Origin of the sequence: Streptococcus sp. 20925_1_77 (assembly GCF_041432125.1) — a bacterium.
In the GTDB taxonomy this organism is placed as follows: domain Bacteria; phylum Bacillota; class Bacilli; order Lactobacillales; family Streptococcaceae; genus Streptococcus.
Genome location: NZ_JAPVZB010000005.1, coordinates 88,657 through 109,961, shown reverse-complemented (window position 1 = coordinate 109,961; position 21,305 = coordinate 88,657). Strand labels below are relative to the sequence as shown.

20 protein-coding genes are annotated in these 21,305 nt (G+C 43.7%); 13 read left to right on the top strand and 7 right to left on the bottom strand.

What is annotated here, in order from left to right; genetic code table 11:
- The first annotated feature begins 257 nt into the window (after positions 1–257).
- Positions 258–2,372 (top strand): 5'-nucleotidase C-terminal domain-containing protein, encoded by a 2,115-nt coding sequence (locus tag O3626_RS04625; RefSeq protein WP_371495571.1) that lies wholly within the window; start codon positions 258–260, stop codon positions 2,370–2,372.
- Positions 2,373–2,437: 65 nt separating this feature from the next.
- On the opposite strand, the gene O3626_RS04620 is transcribed toward O3626_RS04625, so the two are convergent.
- From O3626_RS04620 to O3626_RS04610, 3 genes are read right to left on the bottom strand one after another with little or no spacing between them, the layout of a single operon-like run.
- A complete protein-coding gene (locus O3626_RS04620) occupies positions 2,438–2,845 on the bottom strand; it encodes a hypothetical protein (RefSeq protein WP_371495576.1) in 408 nt (135 codons plus the stop codon).
- A complete protein-coding gene (locus O3626_RS04615) occupies positions 2,826–3,728 on the bottom strand; it encodes a phosphodiester glycosidase family protein (protein ID WP_024054851.1) in 903 nt (300 codons plus the stop codon). The genes O3626_RS04620 and O3626_RS04615 overlap by 20 nt, the downstream gene beginning before the upstream one ends.
- Positions 3,715–4,767: a GtrA family protein gene (locus tag O3626_RS04610; RefSeq protein ID WP_371495569.1), complete on the bottom strand. Its 1,053-nt coding sequence runs from the start codon at positions 4,765–4,767 to the stop codon at positions 3,715–3,717. The genes O3626_RS04615 and O3626_RS04610 overlap by 14 nt, the downstream gene beginning before the upstream one ends.
- Positions 4,768–5,067: 300 nt before the next feature.
- Here O3626_RS04610 and rpsF point away from each other — a divergent pair, with 300 nt between their 5' ends.
- The 4 genes from rpsF (at position 5,068) to O3626_RS04590 (ending at position 6,837) form a co-directional block, all read left to right on the top strand.
- The gene (gene rpsF, locus O3626_RS04605; protein ID WP_003005040.1) at positions 5,068–5,358 is read left to right on the top strand and encodes a 30S ribosomal protein S6; all 291 of its coding nucleotides are present in this window, start codon (positions 5,068–5,070) and stop codon (positions 5,356–5,358) included.
- A 20-nt stretch (positions 5,359–5,378) separates the two neighbouring features.
- Positions 5,379–5,876: a single-stranded DNA-binding protein gene (locus tag O3626_RS04600; RefSeq protein WP_371495567.1), complete on the top strand. Its 498-nt coding sequence runs from the start codon at positions 5,379–5,381 to the stop codon at positions 5,874–5,876.
- Between the two features lie 41 nt (positions 5,877–5,917).
- Complete coding sequence (rpsR, locus tag O3626_RS04595) at positions 5,918–6,157, top strand: 30S ribosomal protein S18 (RefSeq protein WP_000068664.1); 240 nt, start codon at positions 5,918–5,920, stop codon at positions 6,155–6,157.
- A gap of 158 nt (positions 6,158–6,315) precedes the next feature.
- On the top strand, positions 6,316–6,837 hold the full coding sequence (locus tag O3626_RS04590) for a GNAT family N-acetyltransferase (RefSeq protein ID WP_371495565.1): 522 nt from the start codon (positions 6,316–6,318) through the stop codon (positions 6,835–6,837).
- Between the two features lie 34 nt (positions 6,838–6,871).
- Here the strand turns inward: O3626_RS04590 and O3626_RS04585 are convergent, their stop codons facing one another.
- Both O3626_RS04585 and O3626_RS04580 read right to left on the bottom strand, forming a co-directional pair.
- Positions 6,872–7,549: a DUF1129 domain-containing protein gene (locus O3626_RS04585; protein WP_371495563.1), complete on the bottom strand. Its 678-nt coding sequence runs from the start codon at positions 7,547–7,549 to the stop codon at positions 6,872–6,874.
- A gap of 28 nt (positions 7,550–7,577) precedes the next feature.
- A complete protein-coding gene (locus tag O3626_RS04580; RefSeq protein ID WP_003005422.1) occupies positions 7,578–8,522 on the bottom strand; it encodes a magnesium transporter CorA family protein in 945 nt (314 codons plus the stop codon).
- A 121-nt stretch (positions 8,523–8,643) separates the two neighbouring features.
- Between O3626_RS04580 and uvrA the strand changes: the two genes are divergently transcribed.
- From uvrA to nusB, 7 genes are all read left to right on the top strand, one after another.
- The gene (uvrA, locus tag O3626_RS04575; protein WP_371495561.1) at positions 8,644–11,469 is read left to right on the top strand and encodes an excinuclease ABC subunit UvrA; all 2,826 of its coding nucleotides are present in this window, start codon (positions 8,644–8,646) and stop codon (positions 11,467–11,469) included.
- Positions 11,466–12,533, top strand: coding sequence for a M24 family metallopeptidase (locus tag O3626_RS04570; RefSeq protein ID WP_371495559.1), 1,068 nt, complete (start codon positions 11,466–11,468; stop codon positions 12,531–12,533). Before uvrA ends, O3626_RS04570 begins: the two co-directional genes overlap by 4 nt.
- Positions 12,534–12,589: 56 nt before the next feature.
- Positions 12,590–13,573 (top strand): TIM44-like domain-containing protein, encoded by a 984-nt coding sequence (locus O3626_RS04565; RefSeq protein ID WP_371495557.1) that lies wholly within the window; start codon positions 12,590–12,592, stop codon positions 13,571–13,573.
- A gap of 8 nt (positions 13,574–13,581) precedes the next feature.
- Positions 13,582–14,688, top strand: coding sequence for an SPFH domain-containing protein (locus tag O3626_RS04560; protein WP_003008607.1), 1,107 nt, complete (start codon positions 13,582–13,584; stop codon positions 14,686–14,688).
- A 165-nt stretch (positions 14,689–14,853) separates the two neighbouring features.
- Positions 14,854–15,414: an elongation factor P gene (efp, locus tag O3626_RS04555; protein ID WP_003005479.1), complete on the top strand. Its 561-nt coding sequence runs from the start codon at positions 14,854–14,856 to the stop codon at positions 15,412–15,414.
- A 36-nt stretch (positions 15,415–15,450) separates the two neighbouring features.
- The gene (locus tag O3626_RS04550) at positions 15,451–15,840 is read left to right on the top strand and encodes an Asp23/Gls24 family envelope stress response protein (protein ID WP_003005404.1); all 390 of its coding nucleotides are present in this window, start codon (positions 15,451–15,453) and stop codon (positions 15,838–15,840) included.
- The gene (gene nusB, locus O3626_RS04545; protein ID WP_003013313.1) at positions 15,833–16,264 is read left to right on the top strand and encodes a transcription antitermination factor NusB; all 432 of its coding nucleotides are present in this window, start codon (positions 15,833–15,835) and stop codon (positions 16,262–16,264) included. The genes O3626_RS04550 and nusB overlap by 8 nt, the downstream gene beginning before the upstream one ends.
- 224 nt (positions 16,265–16,488) lie before the next feature.
- On the opposite strand, the gene O3626_RS04540 is transcribed toward nusB, so the two are convergent.
- Both O3626_RS04540 and O3626_RS04535 read right to left on the bottom strand, forming a co-directional pair.
- A complete protein-coding gene (locus O3626_RS04540) occupies positions 16,489–17,454 on the bottom strand; it encodes a LacI family DNA-binding transcriptional regulator (RefSeq protein ID WP_070665540.1) in 966 nt (321 codons plus the stop codon).
- Complete coding sequence (locus O3626_RS04535) at positions 17,435–18,889, bottom strand: sucrose-6-phosphate hydrolase (protein WP_371495555.1); 1,455 nt, start codon at positions 18,887–18,889, stop codon at positions 17,435–17,437. The genes O3626_RS04540 and O3626_RS04535 overlap by 20 nt, the downstream gene beginning before the upstream one ends.
- A 375-nt stretch (positions 18,890–19,264) precedes the next feature.
- Between O3626_RS04535 and O3626_RS04530 the strand changes: the two genes are divergently transcribed.
- Positions 19,265–21,208 carry a sucrose-specific PTS transporter subunit IIBC gene (locus tag O3626_RS04530; RefSeq protein WP_371495553.1) on the top strand — a complete coding sequence of 648 codons (1,944 nt, stop codon included), beginning with the start codon at positions 19,265–19,267 and terminating at the stop codon, positions 21,206–21,208.
- Positions 21,209–21,305 lie beyond the last annotated feature (97 nt).

The window sequence follows — 21,305 nt, the reverse complement described above, 5'->3', positions numbered from 1 at the left end:
CTCGACAATCCAAAAATAATTGAGAGGCTAGGACTTTTGTCCCAGCCTCTTTTGTGAGGAACAGCAAGTAACAAAAGGAAGAGACTGAAAATAGATGTTCGGAAATCAAGCGTTTTCCAATAAAATTGTAAGAGTTTACAGGAAAATATTGAAGTAAAACCGAAAAAATAGTAAAATGGAAGAGCTGATTTCAGCAATCAACTGTTCTGCGTTCTCTTTTTTGGAGAAGTGTCCTACATTAGAAAATGGAGTATTCTATGAAGAAAAAAATTATCTTGAAAAGCAGTATCCTAGCGGTCGCTGCGGGTCTTAGTGTTTTTGCGATCAATAGCGTTTTTGCAGACGAATTGCCCGTGCAGTTCATGGGCATCAATGACTTCCACGGTGCCTTGGAACAAACAGGGACAGCTCGTTTAGAAGGCGAAACTGTGAAAAATGCAGGAACAGCCCCACTTTTGGCAACCTACTTGAACGATTCACAAAAAGACTTTGAAACGGAGAATGCCGGAACGCCAAATGCCAGCATCCGTGTGCAAGCGGGAGATATGGTCGGAGCTAGTCCAGCCAATTCTGCCCTCCTTCAAGATGAACCAACTGTAAAAGTCTTCAATGAAATGAACTTTGAATACGGAACTCTTGGTAATCACGAGTTTGACGAAGGACTTGGTGAATTCAACCGGATCATGAAGGGGGAAGCCCCAACACCTGGTCAATTCAACAAGATCGTCGATGAGTATCCTCATGAGGCTTCTAAACAAGAAGTCGTAATTGCCAACTTGGTTGACAAAGATACCAACAAAATCCCATTTGACTGGAAACCTTATACCATCAAAGAAATCCCAGTCAATGACAAGACAGTTAAGGTCGGATTTATCGGGGTTGTTACGACAGAATTCCCAAATCTTGTCTTGCGCAAAAATCATGAACAATACCGGGTTTTGGATGAAGCAGAATCGATTGCTAAATATGCGCGTGAATTAAATGACCAAGGGGTTCATGCGATTGCTGTCTTGGCTCACGTTGCTGCCACTAGTAAGAATGGTGTAGCAGAAGGTCCGGCTGCAGACATGATCAAAAAATTAAACCAAATCTATCCTGAAAACTCAGTGGATATCGTCTTTGCAGGCCACAACCACCAATATACAAACGGGATGGTTGGAAATACCTTGATCGTTCAAGGTACGTCTCAAGGGAAAGCCTACTCGGATGTCCGTGGAGTCCTAGATACAGATACAGCTGACTTTGTTAAAGCTCCAACTGCTAAAATTATTGCAGTAGATCCATCTAAAGGCAAATCAAAAGATGCCAAGGTTCAAGCGATCATCGATGATGCCAATGCGACGGTTAAAAAAGTAACAGAAGCAAAAATCGGTACAGCAGAGAAGGCTGAAAATATTACCCGTGAATTGAATGCACAAAAAGAAAGTGCTGTTGGAGATTTGGTCACAGCAGCGCAACTAGATATTGCCAAAAAATCAGGTTATCCAGATGTTGACTTTGCCTTCACCAACAATGGAGGAATCCGTGCAGACCTCGTGGTGAAACCAGACGGAACAGTAACTTGGGGTGCAGCTCAAGCGGTGCAACCATTTGGAAATATCCTCCAAGTAGTAGAAATCACTGGGGATCAAATCTACAAAGCTTTGGACCAACAGTATGATGAGAAAGAACTCTACTTCTTGCAAATGGCAGGGATCAAGTACACCTATACGAAACCAGCCGATGCAACAGAAGAAAATCCTTATAAGGTCGTGAAAGCTTACAAGGCAGATGGAACTGAAATTGATCGTAACAAGACCTACAAGGCGATTATCAACGACTTCTTGTATGGTGGCGGAGATGGTTTCTCAGTCTTCCGTGATACAAAATTGATCGGTGCGATTAATCCGGATACTGAAGTCTTTATCCAATACATCGAAGATGTGAATAAGGCAGGGAAAAAGTTGTCTGCTTCAATCTTGGGCAACAAGACCTTTGTGGAAAAAGTGGAAGAAGAAACACCGACTCCAGAACCACAACCAACACCTCAACCAACTCCAGAACCACAACCACAGCCAGCGCCAGTTGATCCAGTAAGTCCTGTAAATCCAGTTCATCCTGTAGCTCCAGTAACTCCGGCTACCCCAACTCCTCAACCTGAAAGCCCAGTAACTCCAGCTCAACCAGCTGCAAGCGAAACAAAAGAAGTGGCAACAAACAAACCAGTCGCTGTCACTTATCATACGGGTGGTCAAGCTGAAGTAGTTGCTACACCAGCAACTGGTCTTCCAAAAACAGGTCAAGAAGAATTGGCTTCGACCGTCCTTAGCCTCTTTGGCATGACCTCACTAGCTTTAGCAGGATTTGTAGCCAGCAAAAAACGTGAAGGCTAAGTCGTTCATCCGTTAACTTACTCCAAAAAAACGTCCGTTCTATAAAGAAACGGACGTTTTTGATCTTAGGCTGTTTTCTCTACCCAGACACTGCGGACAAAGAAGAGGCTGATCAGAGCTAGTGCTAGAAAGGCAACTCCAAGGTAATAATAGGGTTGATCCATTGTAGTAGATCGACCAGAGAGGTTGACAATCCCTCGGTAGAGGGCCCCGGCTGTGAGCGTAGCCACTCCTGAATTCCAAAGATTGAGGCTCAGGCGAGAGAAGCCTTTCACCATCAACTGTAGAAGCACTAGTAAGGCGCCACCGATCAAAGGAATCAAGAGGAGGTAGTGCATGAAGGCAGAGGTTTCGCCAAAACTAAAGTGTTCGTAGATGCGACTTCCGACAAAGAAGAAAGCCGAGATAAGAATGTACCATAGGATGGTCTTTTTCAACCGTTGTTTAATAGGATTAGTAACCGATGTAGACAATGTCACTCACCGCCCTTTCTGAGATAGTACCATTTGTTGTTGGTTTATTAATAACTTGGCCATTGAAGTAAAGGGTAGAAGATCCACCCCCGTCCAGGTTGTAGGCTGTTTTAACGCCATAAGACTTCATCACTTCTGCTAATTGGTAGAGAGACAGGCCTTGGCTTTCTGAAGTCCGTCCGTCTGACACGACGATAATGTAGTGGTTTTCATCGATGATCCCAATCGCTGTCCGTGGATTTGACGCCATAGATTGCCCGACCTCTGAGTTGGTATCGACAGTTATTTCCCCATTTTCAACTAAGGAAGGACCGAAAGCGAGGAGATTGACGACCCCGTCTTTGACCAATTGATCCGCAGAGATCTCATCTTCATAGATAATTTTGAAGGATCCATCCTTGTAAATGGCTAGGTCACCATTGCTTGAATCTTCCCGAACGGTATCGCGGTAGACCACTCCATTTCGGATGACGTATCCTGTACTGTTAGCCCCGTAATAGTCACCATTCACTGCCAGAATGGCACTGTTGTTGGCAGCTGTGACAGAGGTCTTAGCAGTCACGTTGGTTCCGTATGTGTTTTGTGCAAAGGCTGTTTTGAGGTAGTCAGATGAGCTGACTGTGATATCTGCGATGTAAACCTGGGTATTTTCAACCGTTTTTTCTGTTAGGCTCACCTGGATATTGTCATCTGAATAGCTAGTATCAGTCGTTGTAGCCGATGCAGCTGCTTTTTTGGCTGCCTTGGTGTCCGTAGTCGTAGCTTTTACGGTTTGGATGGCATCGGATAATACAAAGGTTTTGAGCATCGAGTAGCTAAAACTGCTGGTCAAAAGAAGGCCAAAGCAGGCAGCATAGGTATATGATTTTTTAAAGAATTTCATGGTGGGTAGCAGTCCTTTCTTTGAAGATCACTTTTTTCTGGATCACCCATGAGACCAGAAAGAGGAGGAAGCCGACGACAATCTTACTGATCAGGAGATTGAGCCCGAAAGCAGTATAGAAGAGTCGAATCAAGAGCGTATCGAGAATAAAGAGGCCGAGGGCTAGGCCGAAGTAACCACTCCCGGTTTTAGCGACGCTGTCCTTATTCTTAAAGACCAGGTGCTTATTGGTCGAGTAGTTAAAGATGGAACTCGTCACACGAGCGATCCCATTCGCTAGGAGAATGCGAAGACTAATGGGCACGGCCATCATCACGAAAAGGAAGAAGGCGTAGACCAGATAGTCAACGATAAAACTACTCAGAGAGGAGAGGGCAAACTTGAACATGTCCTTGTAGATCATGAGGCCGTCTCGAATAGGTCGGAAGTGGGAGCCTTCGTTGTCATTGATGTAGACCGTCTCGATGGGAACTTCCACGATGGGGAAGGACTTGCTTGCTGCGAGGAGCACATTCATTTCGTACTCATACCGTTGTCCTTCAACCTTAAGCATGAAAGGCAAGAGATTCGTAGTGAAAGCCCGTAAGCCCGTTTGGGTATCGCTGACTGCCACTCCGGTTTGTTGTTTGAAGAGAAAGCGGGTCAATTTATTCCCGAAAGCAGAACGCAAAGGAACTTTTCCAGAGAAGGCGCGTGCTCCTAGAATAAGTGTTCCAGGATGCTCTTGAGATTGGTTAACAACCCTGAAAATATCCCAAATTTTGTGCTGACCGTCTGCATCAGCTGTAACAATGCTTCCATAGGTGCCTCTTTCTAGGATGTAGGCATAAGCAGTCTTGAGAGCTTGCCCTTTTCCTTGGTTGTGCTCATGGGTCAGAACTGTCGCAAGACCCTCTAATTTGTCAAAAATCACTTTCTTGTCAGCGTCACTCCCATCGTCGACCACGATGATGTGGAGATCGCTCTTAGCGTGGACCAAGCGAACCAGTTTAACAAGATTCAGATCCGGTTGATAGGCGGGGATGATAAGATAATTCATAATCGTTCCTCGTTTCTTGAGATTTGTTGTAGCTAGTATAAAGACTCAAGCTTAAAGCTAACTGATATCAGTTTTCTTTAAGGAAAGGAGAGGAAGAAGGGGAGTAGTTTCTACTATAAAATGTCATTTTTTTGGGATGTTTCTTTCCTCTCGAAGGGGACGTCCAGAATCATTTTTTAAATCCTAAAGATAATTCTTGCCTTTGTTCGAGAAGTCTGGTATAATAGTTTCTTGTGAGTAAACCTCACTTACCCCTTGCAAAGACAGGGGGTCATTAGTCCAAAAGGAGGAACATTATCAATGGCTAAATACGAAATTCTTTATATTATTCGTCCAAACATTGAAGAAGAAGCTAAAAACGCTTTGGTAGCACGTTTCGATTCTATCTTGACTGACAACGGTGCAACTGTTGTTGAATCAAAAGATTGGGAAAAACGTCGTCTTGCATACGAAATCCAAGATTTCCGTGAAGGACTTTACCACATCGTGAACGTTGAAGCGAACGACGCTGTAGCTCTTAACGAGTTCGACCGTCTTTCAAAAATCAACGGTGACATTCTTCGTCACATGATCGTAAAAGTTGACGCGTAAGAAATCATCAGAGGTGACTTATGATTAACAATGTTGTACTTGTCGGTCGTATGACCCGTGATGCTGAACTTCGTTACACTCCAAGCAATCAAGCAGTTGCTACTTTCAGCCTAGCTGTCAACCGCAACTTCAAGAGTCAGAATGGAGAGCGCGAAGCCGATTTCATCAACTGTGTGATCTGGCGTCAGCAAGCAGAAAACTTAGCCAACTGGGCTAAGAAAGGTGCTTTGATTGGGATTACCGGTCGCATTCAAACACGTAATTACGAAAACCAGCAAGGTCAACGTGTTTATGTCACTGAAGTCGTAGCAGACAGCTTCCAACTATTGGAAAGCCGTGCAGCACGCGAAGGGCATGCAGCTGGTGGCTATTCATCAGGCAACGGTGGTTTTGCTGGAAATGCAGCCCCAAGCTTTGGTGGATCTGAACCAAGCAATGCAGCGCTAAACTTTGGTCGTGAAGAAAATCCATTTGGAGCTAATCCAATGGACATCTCAGACGACGATCTTCCATTCTAAGAATGGGTTTAACGAATTAAAACTATAAAGGAGAATTAAACATGGCTCAACAACGTCGTGGCGGATTCAAACGCCGTAAAAAAGTTGATTACATCGCAGCAAACAAAATTGAATATGTTGATTACAAAGATACTGAGCTTCTTAGCCGTTTCGTTTCAGAACGTGGGAAAATCCTTCCTCGTCGTGTAACTGGAACTTCAGCCAAGAACCAACGTAAAGTAACAACAGCTATCAAACGCGCTCGCGTAATGGCTTTGATGCCTTTCGTAAACGAAGATTAAAAAAAGACCCACTCGGGTCTTTTTTTCAGGTCCGGTGGACCTCTTTTTTTTACGAGCCTGGAAATATAAGAGTGAGTTGAGGTCTGGTGGACCTCTTTGACCTTTCCCTAGCTCTAATCGTGTTATAATGTGGGAAGAAATGTATCAAGGAGGGAACTATGAAGGAAGGTGTAATCATCAGGAGGATGATAAAGGCAGATATTGAGCACATCTCTCAAGCCTTTATCCACCAAGGGTGGCCGGGTAGAAAGGATATCTTGACCAGCTATTTTCAGGATCAGGATAATGGAGAAAGGGACGTATTAGTAGCTGAGTCGGATGGATTTGTGGCAGGCTATATCACTATATTGCCTGCTGCCAAGCACGGACCTTTCGTGGGAGTCTATCCTGAACTATCTGATTTTAATGTTTTTGAGCCATTTAGAAATCGAGGGATTGGGAATCAACTCTTAGAGGAGGCAGAAAAAAGAGTCTGGCTACTATCAGAGATTGTTACTTTAGGGGTTGGTTTACACTCGGGTTATGGCCCAGCTCAAAGACTGTATGTTAAACGAGGCTATATCCCAGATGGATCTGGGGTTTGGTTTAGGGATCAGCCCTTGGCCCCTTACAGTTCTTGTGAAAACAATGATGACTTAGTCCTCTATTTTTCAAAAAGGTTGAACAGGGAAATACAGTAAAACAAAAACGGATGAAAACTTCATCCGTTTCTTTTTAGCGACGAGTTGCAGGTGCTGTGCTCGAACTTTTAATATTAAAGCGTTTCTTGAGGTAGAAGCGAAGGACAAGCGCTAGAGCTCCTAAAACGATGGCAAAAACATCTGGAATAGTTGGGTTGAGGACTTGTGGAAGTAAGGAGGTAAAGGACAAGACGATGACCCAAAGGAACATGACTCCGACAAGAATCGGCATGGATTTCCAAAGAGAAGGACGCTCACTGCGATCTTTTGTGCCATCCATATACTGATAGAAGAAGTAGTACATGAGATACAAGAGCAGAGCCCCTGTCAAACTTCCAAGGATCAAGGTGATCAACCCATAGCCAGTACGACGCGGTGCGACCAAGTTCATAAAGGCGCTAATCGCAGCAAAGACACCAAAGATAAAGAGGAAGGAATCCAAAATCATAAGAGAGGGAGCATCGTTTAATTTCGGATGCTCTTTTTCATAGCGTTCTTTCTCGCTGAAAGAATTCGCCCAAACAGTTGGAGCTCCAAAAAGAGTCCGTGCCGGAATCCCTTTTCCTTGGTTTTCATGGATAGCTGGAAGGATTTCTTGGATGAGGCTTTCTGCTTCTTCCTCTGATTTCCCGTTTTCAAGCAATTGGTGTTTGGCGATGCGGATAAATTCGTGGTTTTTCTTGCTGAGTTGATTCAAATCAAATTGAGACATAAATACTCCTTAGTGTTATTAGTAGGTGTTAGAACCATTTTTTATGAATGAGGTAGACGACAAGAGACCCAGTCAGGGCAAAGGCGATGAAAATAATCAGCCAGAAGGCATGGGGCTCGCCGTTGAGTGGAAGCTCATTGTCCTTGAAGTTCATCCCGTAGGCCGAAAAGATCATGGTCGGAATGGACATGACAATGGTAACGAGAGCCAGAGTTTTCATGATGTTGTTCTGGTTGTTGGAGATAATCGATGCGAAGGTATCGGTCATGGAGTGCAGGATATTTCCATAAATATCTGCCATCTCGATGGCCTGCTGGGTTTCGATCAAGGTATCTTCCAACAGATCCTCGTCTTCTAAGTATTTCTTGATGTTACTTGTAGCGCTGGTCAATTTCTTGATCACGCGCTCATTGGTTTTTAGAGAGGCCTTAAAGTAGACGATGGTTTTCTCCAGCTCCATCAACTCAATCAGCTCTTCATTACGCGTTGATTTGTGCAATTGACTTTCAATCTGCTCGCTTTTGCGATCCAAGGTACGAAGTGCAGACAAGTAGAGTTCAGCGTTGCGATAGAGGATCTGAAAGATAAAGCGTGACCTCATAAAGGTATAGAAATTCCGCAAGCGTCGGTTGATAAAGATATCGAGAAGCGGCAATTTCTCCAAGCAAGTCGTGATGATAGCCTCTTCTGTTAGGATGATTCCCAAAGGGATGGTGACATAGTAGGTCTGATTGTTCCGCTCTTCCTTGATGGGAACGTCGACGATGATCAAGGTATACTCATCTTCGATGGTCATACGGGACATTTCTTCCGCATCGAGTGGTGCCCGCAAGTCTGCAATATCAATATTAAAGGCAGAGGCGATTTCCATCGATTCACTTTGAGAAGGGTTGACAAGGTTGATCCAGCTACCAGGTTCCAGCGTCTCTATTTCTTTAAATTCAGTCGTTGTCGATAAAAAGACCTGTTTCATGGTGCCTCCCCTTGTTTTTTTACACCTTAACATTATATCAGAAAAAGGACAGTTTTGGATAAAAGAATACTAAAAAATTTGTTATAATGGAGGTTAACAAAAAGGTGATTAGAGTAAGAACATGCAAGATAAAATTGTCATTCATGGGGCACGCGCCCATAATTTAAAAAATATAGACGTGGAAATTCCACGGGACAAATTAGTCGTGGTGACGGGGTTGTCTGGTTCTGGAAAGTCCAGTCTGGCCTTTGATACCCTCTATGCAGAAGGTCAGCGCCGCTACGTGGAGAGCTTATCGGCCTATGCCCGTCAGTTCTTGGGAAATATGGAAAAACCAGATGTGGACTCCATTGACGGCTTGAGTCCAGCCATTTCCATCGACCAAAAAACGACCAGTAAAAACCCCCGTTCTACAGTGGGGACGGCAACAGAGATCAATGACTACCTGCGCTTGCTCTATGCGCGTGTAGGGACGCCTTATTGTATCAATGGGCATGGAGCGATTACCGCTTCTTCGGTTGAGCAAATTGTCGATCAAGTCTTAGAATTACCAGAGCGCCAACGCCTGCAAATTCTAGCTCCTATTATTCGCAAGAAAAAAGGCCAGCACAAGAATATCATTGAAAAGGTGCAAAAAGACGGCTATGTCCGGGTGCGGGTCGATGGTGAGATCTATGATGTGACAGAGGTTCCAGAACTATCTAAAAGCAAGCAGCACACGATTGAAGTGGTTGTGGACCGAATCGTGATCAAAGAGGGCATTCGCTCGCGGCTCTTTGATTCGATTGAAGCAGCTCTTCGGATTGCGGATGGTTATGTGGTGATTGATACCATGGACGGCAAGGAGCTACTCTTTTCTGAGCATTATGCTTGCCCAGTCTGTGGCTTTACCGTTCCTGAATTAGAGCCCCGCCTCTTTTCTTTCAATGCACCTTTCGGATCTTGTCCAGACTGTGATGGGCTGGGTATTAAGCTAGAGGTGGACTTGGATTTGGTGGTGCCAGATGATCGCTTAACCCTTCGCGAAGGAGCACTTGCTCCTTGGAATCCGATCTCCTCCAACTACTATCCACAGATGTTAGAACAGGCCATGATCCACTTTGGCGTTGATATGGACCAGCCTTTTTCCAATCTTTCTCAAGAAGAAAAGGACTTGGTCCTCTATGGTTCAAATGGCAAGGAATTCCACTTCCACTATGAAAATGAGTTTGGTGGGGTTCGAGATATTGAGATTCCTTTTGAAGGGGTCGTAAACAATATTCACCGTCGTTTCCGTGAGACCAATAGTGATTTCACCCGCAACCAAATGCGCTCTTATATGAACGAATTGACCTGTGCGACCTGCCATGGCTACCGTCTCAATGACCAAGCTCTTTCTGTTCGTGTCGGAGGAGAAAAGGGGATGCATATCGGGGAAGTGTCAGATCTATCGATTGCGGACCACTTAAAAGCCGTGGATCAGTTGGTCTTAACAGACAATGAAGCCACGATTGCAAGACCGATCTTAAAAGAGATTAAGGATCGATTGACCTTCTTAAACAATGTGGGTCTCAATTACTTGACCCTGTCACGATCGGCTGGGACCTTATCAGGTGGAGAAAGCCAGCGCATTCGTTTGGCAACCCAGATCGGTTCCAACCTCTCTGGTGTCCTTTATATTTTGGATGAGCCGTCTATCGGCCTCCACCAAAGGGACAATGACCGCCTGATCGCCAGTCTCAAGAAGATGCGCGATTTAGGCAACACCTTGATCGTCGTCGAACATGATGAAGATACCATGAGAGAGGCAGACTACCTGATCGACGTCGGCCCAGGTGCCGGTGTCTTTGGGGGAGAGATCGTTGCAGCAGGAACTCCAAAGCAGGTAGCACGCAGCAGCAAATCCATCACTGGCCAGTATTTGTCCGGCAAGCGCAAGATTCCGGTTCCGACAGAGCGTCGTTCGGGGAATGGTCGCTATATTGAAATAACAGGAGCCAGTGAGAATAACTTACAAGACATCGCAGCGCGCTTTCCTCTGGGCAAATTTATCGCAGTCACTGGAGTTTCCGGTTCTGGGAAATCGACCTTGATTAATGGCATCTTGAAAAAAGCCATCGCTCAAAAGCTCAACCGCAATTCGGAAAAACCAGGGAAATACAAGACGATTCAGGGGATTGAGCATATCGATCGCTTGATCGACATTGATCAAAGCCCGATTGGCCGGACTCCTCGTTCCAATCCAGCGACCTATACAGGCGTCTTCGATGACATTCGTGATCTCTTTGCTCAGACCAATGAAGCCAAAATTCGGGGCTATAAAAAAGGCCGCTTTAGTTTCAATGTCAAGGGCGGGCGTTGTGAAGCCTGCTCAGGAGATGGGATCATCAAGATTGAAATGCACTTCTTGCCAGATGTCTTCGTTCCTTGTGAGGTCTGCCATGGACGTCGTTACAATAGTGAGACCCTTGAAGTCCACTACAAGGAAAAAAATATTGCAGAAGTGCTGGATATGACGGTCAACAAGGCAGTTGAATTCTTCAAGCACATTCCAAAAATTGAACGCAAACTCAAGACCATCCAAGATGTGGGCTTGGGCTATGTAACGCTGGGGCAACCAGCGACCACCCTTTCAGGTGGGGAAGCGCAGCGGATGAAGTTGGCTTCTGAATTGCACAAGCGCTCTACAGGGAAATCCTTCTATATCTTGGATGAACCAACGACCGGACTCCATACCGAAGACATTTCTCGCTTGATCAAAGTCTTAGAGCGATTTGTGGATGATGGCAATACGGTCCTTGTGATTGAGCACAATTTGGATGTCATTAAGACAGCAGATCATATCATCGATTTAGGACCCGAAGGCGGTGTCGGTGGCGGAACTATTATTGCGACCGGAACACCAGAAGAAGTAGCAACAAATCCTGCTAGCTACACAGGACAATATTTGAAAGGAAAATTACAATGAATCAACGGATCAGCAACTTAAGAAACAAAATGAAAGCCCAAAACCTCAAAGCGGTATTGATTAACAATTTGAAAAATGTTTATTATTTGACCAATTTCTGGGGTTCAAACGGGACTGCTTTGGTGACAGAAGAACGCGTGGTCCTCTTTACGGATTCGCGCTACACCATCCATGCTCATGCGACTTGTTTCCCCTTTGTAGAGATTGTGGAAACTCGCGATGAGTTGACTACAGCTGCAGAGATCGTTAAGGATCTTGGAATCAAAGAACTTGGTTTTGAGGACGAAGTGACGGTAGCCTACCATGCCCGTATGGCTTCTGTTTTCAGTGGCATCAGCCTTCAATCCCTAGCGAACTTTGTCATGGAATTGCGCTTGATTAAGGATGAAACTGAGATTGCGGCCATTAAAAAAGCTTGTAGCATCTCTGACCAAGCCTTCCATGATATTTTAGACTATATTAAGGTAGGGAAAACGACAGAGTTGGAAGCAGCGACTTTCCTCGATTTTAGAATGCGGGAGTTGGGATCTTCTGGTGTATCTTTCGATATTATTTCAGCAGCTGGTGAACGTTCTGCGATGCCTCACGCGACTCCAAGTGATCGAGTGATTTCAGCAGGAGATGCCTTGACCCTTGATTTTGGTTGCTTGTATGACCACTATGTCAGCGATATGACACGGACTATCTATGCGGGTCATGTCAGCGACAAGGAAAGAGAAATTTACGAAACGGTTTTGAAAGCCAATCAAGCCTTGATTGCTGCTGCTAAAGATGGACTTGGCTTCCGTGATTTTGATAAAATCCCACGTGATGTGATCGAAAGAGCCGGCTATGGTCAATACTTTACTCATGGAATCGGTCATGGAATTGGGCTAGATATCCACGAAGAACCATATTTCAGCCAAACGTCTAAAGAAGCGATTCAAGCAGGGATGGTCTTAACAGATGAGCCAGGTATTTATATCGAAGGCCTCTCTGGTGTGCGGATCGAAGATGACCTCTTGATCACAGAAACTGGCTGTGAAGTCTTGACTCTTGCTCCTAAAGAATTGATTGTCCTATAAAATAGACAGTATTTTCTTAACCCCTGTGTAACAAACAAAGATAAGAAAAGAGGCCTATGAAAAAACGAAGTGTAATTGTTGGAATTCTTCTAGTAGTCCTGCTGTTTGTATTTGTTCCTTCTGCCCATGCAGGTGTCGGTAATACAGATAGTGGTGGCAGTAGCTTGATTGATTCAGGTGGCGGTAGCAGTTGGTCCGATAGTGGCAGTAGCTGGTCCGATGGCGGAAGTAGTTGGTCTGGTGGCAGCAGCTGGTCTGGTGGATCCAGTAGCTACAGTTCTAGTTCTGGAACAGACTCTGGTGGTGTAGTGGCAGTTTTTGCTATCGTTGGATTGATTGGATTTATCTATAATATTGCAAAAGAGGCTAATGATAGTGATGAATCATTCTCTTCAAATAGTGGTCCAAAACGGACAACCGAAGAGCGGGCCGGTCGACCAATTGAAAACAACTATGAAGCGATTCGCCGCATCCGTAAACTGGATCCAATGTTTGATGAAGACCGCTTCTTGTCGCAAGTCAAGCTGGTTTATCTTCAATTGCAGTCTGCTTGGACAGAAAAAGATTGGAATTCCGTACGGAATTTAGAAAGTACGAGTCTTTATGAGCAGCACTTGACGCAGTTACAAGAACATATTCGTGCCAAAACAACCAATGTTCTAGAGCGCGTGCGTGTGGAAGATTCCAAGATCAAAGACTTTATCGAAAATCCAGAAGGCAATGACCGCATCGAAGTCATTCTGTCATCGACGATGAGAGATTACATCCGAAATGATGAAACGGGTCGTGTGATCGAAGGGGATCCAACCAAAGATCTCTTTACCGTTTACCGCATGGTCTTCCTCCGTGAACATGGAGCGCAGACAGAGATCATTAAGAATTCAGAAGTCGTTAGTGATCATTGTCCGAACTGTGGTGCGCCATTGACGATTGATTCAATCGACAAGTGTGAATATTGCCAAGCATCCTTGAAGCACAATCCAAAAGATTGGGTCTTGGATGTCTACGAAGTTGTGGATGAAATTGAATTCTACAGATAGGAGAATGTATGGGATTTATTAAAGCAGCCCTTTCAGCGGGCATTTCAAGTTTTCAAGATAGTAAATTTAAGGAAGCCATTACCTTGCCAGAAGCTGTTCCAGCAACAGCTTTGGCCATTAAGGGACAGCTCTTGACCAAAGATCCAGATGGGCGCTCTCGCCAGAGCAACCAAAATACAGGTCTATTGACAGATGGATCTGTTGTCATTGTTCCTCAAGGCTATGTTGCTCTCTTGGTCAATAATGGAACGTTTCTAGGAGACCTTCTAGAAGCAGGGAGCCACGAATGGCAAGCCGGTGAAAATGCCTGGTTGTTTGAAAAGGGTGGTGTGAAAGGAACGTGGGATCAGTTCAAGAATCGTTTCTCATTTGGAGGCCAAGTGGTCACCCAACAAGAAATTATTTTTGTGCGGATGCAACCTTTTACAGGAAATAAATTTGGCACTCAAAATCCAGTCGAGTATTTTAGCGACCGTTACCAACAACTTCTTAGCATTCGTTTTTATGGTCTTTATGATGTTAAAGTAGCAGATCCTGTACTCTTTTACATCAGTGCAGTCAGTCGCCAAATCACTGCAGATAAGCCGTTTACCTTGGAAGATGTGGCTCAGGGAACCTTGCGCCAAAATCTGGCACCAAAAATTGCAGTGGCCATTTCAAAATATACAGCAGAAAATAAAGCAGACATTTACAATATCAATGCGGACCAAGATGTCTTCAATGAAGTTGCAAAACGCGAAGTCAATAAAACTTGGACAGAATTATATGGTATCGAATTAACCAATGTCCTCATCGAAGATTTGAGCTACGATGCAGACAGTATGGCCAAGGTCAATAAACTGGACAGTGAATTGGCAGCGATGAAGTACAATACCATTGAAATCGAAGAACGTCGTGCTCGCAATGAGGCCTTGGTGGCAGCTGCTAAAAATGAAGGTGGCAATGGCATGAACATGATTATGGGGATGAACTTGGGTCAAGCCCTTGGCAATGACCTTCAAAAACAAGCCTCTCCAGCGCAAGACAAGCCTCATACCTTCTACATCGAAGTAGATGGAAAATATGTCCATGTCACCAAAGATGCTGATGGCAATATTGTGCCTGTGGACCAATAAGGAATAGTGAAGATGGAGTTGGAGTTATAGAGATTCTAAGGACTCGTTCCTGCAATCGCTCTCCACCTTCTAGCCTTCCTAAAAAGAGAAAATTGCTGTTTGAGAAAAATCAAATAGTGTGTTACAATAAAGAGTAATCTATTTTTAAAAAAGAGGTAATAAAACATGATCGAAGCAAGTAAATTGAAAGCTGGTATGACTTTTGAAACAGCTGACGGAAAATTGATCCGCGTTTTGGAAGCTAGCCACCACAAACCAGGTAAAGGAAACACTATCATGCGTATGAAATTGCGTGATGTCCGTACTGGTTCAACATTTGATACTAGCTACCGTCCAGAAGAAAAATTTGAACAAGCGATTATCGAAACTGTTCCAGCTCAATACTTGTACAAAATGGATGATACAGCCTACTTCATGAACACGGAAACATATGACCAATATGAAATTCCAGTTGTGAACGTAGAACAAGAATTGCTTTACATCCTTGAAAACTCAGAAGTAAAAATTCAATTCTACGGAAGCGAAGTCATCGGTGTAACAGTTCCTACAACTGTTGAATTAACTGTTGCAGAAACTCAACCATCTATCAAAGGTGCTACAGTGACTGGTTCTGGTAAACCTGCTACAATGGAAACTGGTTTGGTCGTAAACGTTCCTGATTTCATCGAAGCTGGACAAAAATTGGTCATTAACACTACTGAAGGAACTTACGTTTCTCGTGCATAAGAGACATCTCAGGGTGTCAAATAGAAAGGAACTTCTATGGCAACTGAACAATTTGGTGACATCGTTATTGCACCACGTGTATTAGAAAAAATTATTGCGATTGCGACAGCAAAAGTAGAGGGTGTCTATTCGCTTGAAAACAAGAGTGTTTCAGATAGCTTATCCAAACGCTCCCTTGGACGTGGCGTCTACCTTCATACAGAAGAAGATGGTCAAGTTTCAGTAGACATCTATCTCTATTTAGAATACGGAGTGGCTGTACCATCTGTCGCTGTAGCCATTCAAAAAGCGGTCAAGTCTGCAGTTTATGATATGGCAGATGTAACCTTGGATGCTGTCAACATTCACGTTGTTGGTATCGCAACGGAAAAATCTCCAAAACCAGACTTGAAAGATTTGTTTAATGAGGACTTCCTCAATGACTGATGAAATTTTATTAGAATCACGTCGAGATTTGCGTGAGCGCGCCTTCCAAGCCTTGATGGCCTTGGAATACGATGGAGACATTGTTGAAGCTTGTCGCTTTGCTTATTTACATGATAAGGACCTAGCAGAAGACAAAGAAGTCGATCTTCCTGCCTTTCTCATGAATCTCGTGACGGGCGTCTACCAATCCAAAGATCAACTGGACCAACAAATCGGTCAACATTTGAAAACCGGCTGGACTGTTGAGCGCTTGACCTTGGTAGAGAAAAACATCCTTCGTCTGGGAATTTATGAAATAACAGAGTTTGATACACCACAGATCGTCGCAGTCAATGAAGCGGTGGAATTGGCCAAGGCCTTTTCAGATGAAACCTCTTCACGATTTGTCAACGGTGTCCTCAGTCAATTTGTGACAGAAGAATAAGTAAAAAGGGAGTGGGAAAGAACTCCAACTAGTTGAAAGAGTTCGTTTTCCCACCCCCGCACAGTTGATTAGGTCATCTTTGGAGCTTAAAAGGCGAACAAAGATGCCAATCAACCACTGCGTCATACAGTTATTTCTATTAAATATAAAAGGCTAGACAGTTTTTGCCCAGCCTTTTTTTGACGAATAACAACCCCTACAGTAATAGAACTGTAGGGGTTGTTTTAGACACTTTTTCCAGAGTGGAGACTAACGGGCAAGAAATAACCGGTAGTTGCTACTTTTTTTCCTTCTATCTTTTGGAGTAAAAGATCCACCATGAGGATAGCAATGTCTTCGAGGGGTTGTTGGATGGTTGTCAGTTCAGGTGTATAGGTCTCGATGAACTGGGTTCCATCATAACCAATCACTTTCAAATCCTGAGGAATCTGAATATCTAATTCTCTAGCGACTTTCATGATCAAGATCGCCGTCAAATCATCGGATGCAAAAATAGCATCTGGTTTTTGCTGGGTTAAAATCTGTTTGATTTCCATTTCTTTGCGAATAGGGGAGAAATCACTGGAAACATTGATGATCATGGACTCAGGTAGAACTGATGCAAATCCCGCATGACGCAAGCCAGTTGGGGAGTTGGAGTTGTCATTACCTGTGATCATGATGATCTTTTTAGCACCACTTTTGACCAGGGTTTCTGCTGCTAGCACTCCACCAGCGTAGTTGTCTGAAGAGACAACCGGAATTTCTGGGGAGAGGTTGCGGTCAAAAGCAATGATAGGAGCAGTTACCCGGTTGTAATCTTCAATGCCCAAATTATGACTTCCTGAAATGATGCCATCTACCTGGTTAGCCTCCAACATCTCAATATATTCGCGCTCTTTCTCGGAGTCGTGCTCACTATTGCAGATGATGGTTTTATAGCCATGTTTGAAGAGTTGGTGCTCTAGTTTGTCGATTAATTCAGCATAGAAAACATTGCTGATGTTGGGAAAGATCAAGCCGACTAACTTGGCTGATTTTCCTTGGAGGCTACGAGCAACATTGTTAGGTTTATAGCCCAATTCTCGCATGGCTTCTTGGACTTTTTGGATTGTTTTTTCAGACAGGTATCCTTTTTTATTGATAACCCGTGAGACAGTAGTAGGGCTGACACCGGCGAGTTTAGCGACATCAGTTAGCTTTGCGACCATAATCAAGTTCGTAGTAAGTTCCAGTAGGGGTTCCAGACTTGATCAAGATTCCATTTTGATCTGCATGTGGGTAGACCCGACCAGAAAATACTTTTTCTCCTTTATTAATAAAGATTTCAAAAATCGAATTGTCAATGAAAATATTAGCGGTTGTCGCTTGGTTAGCGATTGGGCAGCTACGGCTCGTACCGAATTCTTGGGCATATTGCTCACCAACCTGGCTACGATCCACTGTGACCAATCCTTTAGCCAGATCAAATGTGAGAACTAAGCCCTTTCCTTCTGCGTCTGCAAAGAGGACGATTTCGTTCTGGCTATCCTTTTCAAACTGCAATTCCAATTCATAGCAGTTATTGGTTTGTGCCTTGTTGGCAAATGCCTCACTCTCAGCGCGCAAGTCCTTAACGGCTTCAACTGGGTATTGGTAGAGCTTGCCATCTTTGATGGTTAATTCTTTGACCAGTGAGAGAGCTCCTTGGTAGTCATAGGAATCTGTTGGATAAGAAACATCAGGAAGACCTAGCCAGCTAACAGCATAGGCACTTCCATCGGGTGCATTAAATCCTTGAGTCGCATAGGCTTCAAAACCATAGTCGAGATTATGCAATTCGGATACATCGACCATTTCGGCCTTTTCTGGGTCAAAGCTTGCCCCGATCTTGTACATATTTGGATAGATATTGTCATAATCGAGGACCGATTTATCTAAGCCTTGAGGACAGTAGAGGAGAACGGGTTGATCTCCAACAAAGACTAGGTTGGGACATTCCATCATATAAGCTGTCCGATCGTTTGCAAAATCCAAGTCACCGACTGCAACCCAGTTGGTATAGTCGTTATCTACAGCCTTATAGAGACGGATGAATCCTTTCTTCTCAAGGTCTTGACCACCGACGATAGTGTAGTATTGCCCCTTAAAGTTAAAAATCTGTGGGTCACGGAAGTGATCAGTAGAATCAGCCGGTTGATCAATCAAAATTTTGTCAATTTTTTCAATCTTTCCGTCTTTGTCCATCAAAGCACCGACTTGGTAAGGATGACGAACCCATTCTGCATCACGAACATTTCCAGTGTAGAATAAGAATAGTTTGTCACCAAACTGCATGGCTGATCCGGAATAAGCGCCATGGCTATCCAGATCTGTGTCTGGAAGAAGCGTTACACCAGTTTCTTTGAAATGAACCAAGTCTTCACTTTCTGTTTGTACCCATGATTTTAATCCATGAGCTGCTCCAAATGGAAAATTTTGGTAAAACAAGATCCATTTCCCATCAAAGTAGGAAAAACCGTTAGGATCATTTAAGAGACCAGCCTTTGGCTCTACATGGTAGTGTGTATGCCAAGGAGATTTCGCCATGTTTTCTTGGATCGCTTGCTTTTCCTCTGTTGTCCAGTCTTCGTAACGTCGGTAACGACGTTCAGTTGTCCATTCCATTTTAGTCCTCCGAATTTTTTCTTACTTCCATAGTAACGATTTCCCATTAAAAATGCAAGCATTAAATGAAAAAAATGGCAAAAAATGTCAAACGATTGACATCTGATTTACCCCCTATTTAAAATAGGGAGGTGTGAAAATTTATGAAAAAATGAAAGAAAATGAAAATGCCGGATCTGTATAAAGTGCATAAGGGCGTAATATATAAACATATTGGAATGAAAATAGTTTCATGCTGTCAAAAGGTGTCAAAAAGTCTAAAAAAGTTTCAAAAAAATCCTGCAAAACGGTTGACATATTTTTAATACGTGGTACAATTGAAAACGTAGAGACGGTTGAACCGTTTACATTACAAAATATAAGGAGATTTACTTTATGGATTACAATAAAGTAGCCAAAGAGGTTATCGAAGCAGTCGGTAAAGATAACCTTGTTGCGGCAGCACACTGTGCGACACGTCTACGTTTGGTATTGAAAGACGATAGCAAAGTTGATCAAGCTGCACTTGATAACAATGCAGATGTCAAAGGAACCTTCAAATCAGATGGTCAATACCAAGTCATCATCGGACCTGGTGATGTAAACTTTGTTTATGAAGAATTGATCAAAGCGACTGGTTTGAAAGAAGTCTCAACAGATGATTTGAAACAAATCGCTGCAAAAGATAAGAAATTCAACCCATTGATGGCCTTGATCAAACTCTTGTCTGATATCTTCGTTCCAATTATTCCTGCCTTGGTTGCAGGTGGTCTTTTGATGGCCCTTCGGAACTTCTTGACATCAGCAGGTTTGTTTGGACCAAAATCATTGGAAGAAATGTACCCAGCTATCAAGGGTCTTTCAGCAATGATCCAATTGATGTCTGCTGCACCATTTATGTTCTTGCCAATTTTGGTTGGTATTTCTGCAGCAAAACGCTTTGGAGCAAACATCTTCTTGGGTGCTGCGATCGGTATGATCATGACCACACCAGATCTTGGTGGGGCTACTAAATTCTGGGATATCTTTGGTTACAATGTAGCACAAACAAACTACGCCTACCAAGTTATTCCTGTCTTAGCAGCGATCTGGATCTTGGCACATTTGGAAAAATTCTTCCACAAGAAATTGCCATCTGCGGTTGACTTTACCTTTACTCCATTGCTTTCTGTGATGATTACTGGTTTCCTTACCTTTACAGTGGTTGGTCCAGTGATGCTTTTGGTATCAAACGGAATCACAGATGCTATTGTATGGTTATATAACACAACAAGCTTTATCGGTATGACAGTCTTTGGTGGAACTTACTCATTGATCGTTATGACAGGGCTTCACCAATCATTCCCAGCTATTGAAACACAATTGCTTTCAGCATGGCAAAAAGGTGCGGGTCATGGAGATTTCATCTTTGTCGTTGCATCAATGGCTAACGTAGCGCAAGGTGCTGCAACCTTTGCCATCTTGTTCTTGACGAAGAGCGAAAAAACCAAAGGTCTTGCATCTTCTGCAGGTGTATCAGCCCTTCTTGGGATCACCGAACCAGCCCTCTTCGGGGTAAACTTGAAATACAAATTCCCATTCTTCTGTGCCCTTATCGGTTCAGCAGTTGGTGCCCTCTTTGCGGGTCTTCTCCAAGTCGTTGCTGTTTCTCTCGGATCAGCAGGTTTCCTTGGTTTCCTTTCAATCAATGCAACGTCAATCCCATTCTATCTCTTGTGTGAAGTGATTGCCTTTGCGGTAGCCTTTGCCTTGACTTACTTCTACGGTAAAACAAAAGCAGCAGCAGTATTTGCAGCAGAAGGAAATGTAGCTGTAGCGGAAGCTTCTGAAAAAACAGAAGCAAAAGAAGTAGCAGCTGCTTCTGAAGAGGTTGAAGCGACTTTGGCAGATGAAGAGATTGTAACTCCTATCGTTGGTAGTGCTGTAGCGCTTGCTGATGTGAATGATCCTGTCTTCTCAAGTGGAGCGATGGGACAAGGGATTGCTATCAAACCAACTGAAGGCGTTGTCTATGCACCAGCAGATGCGGAAGTAACTATTGCTTTTGCGACTGGACATGCTTACGGTTTGAAAACAGCTAATGGTGCTGAAATCTTGATCCACGTTGGGATTGATACAGTATCAATGAATGGTGAAGGATTTGACCAAAAAGTAGCTCAAGGCGATAAAGTCAAAGCTGGTGAAGTCCTTGGTACATTTGATGCAGCGAAAATTGCCGCAGCTGGTCTTGAAGACACAACTATGGTGATCGTCACTAACACAGCTGACTTTGCTTCTGTCACACCTGTTGCAACTGGATCTGTTGCGAAGGGTGATGCGATCATCGAAGTCAAAGCTTAATCGAAAAATAAGTTCTCAAGGACTGGTCTATCATCTCCAGTCCTTGAATTTTATTTCTCAAAAAAAGTGTGTTTTTTCTTTAGAGAAGAGAAAAAGA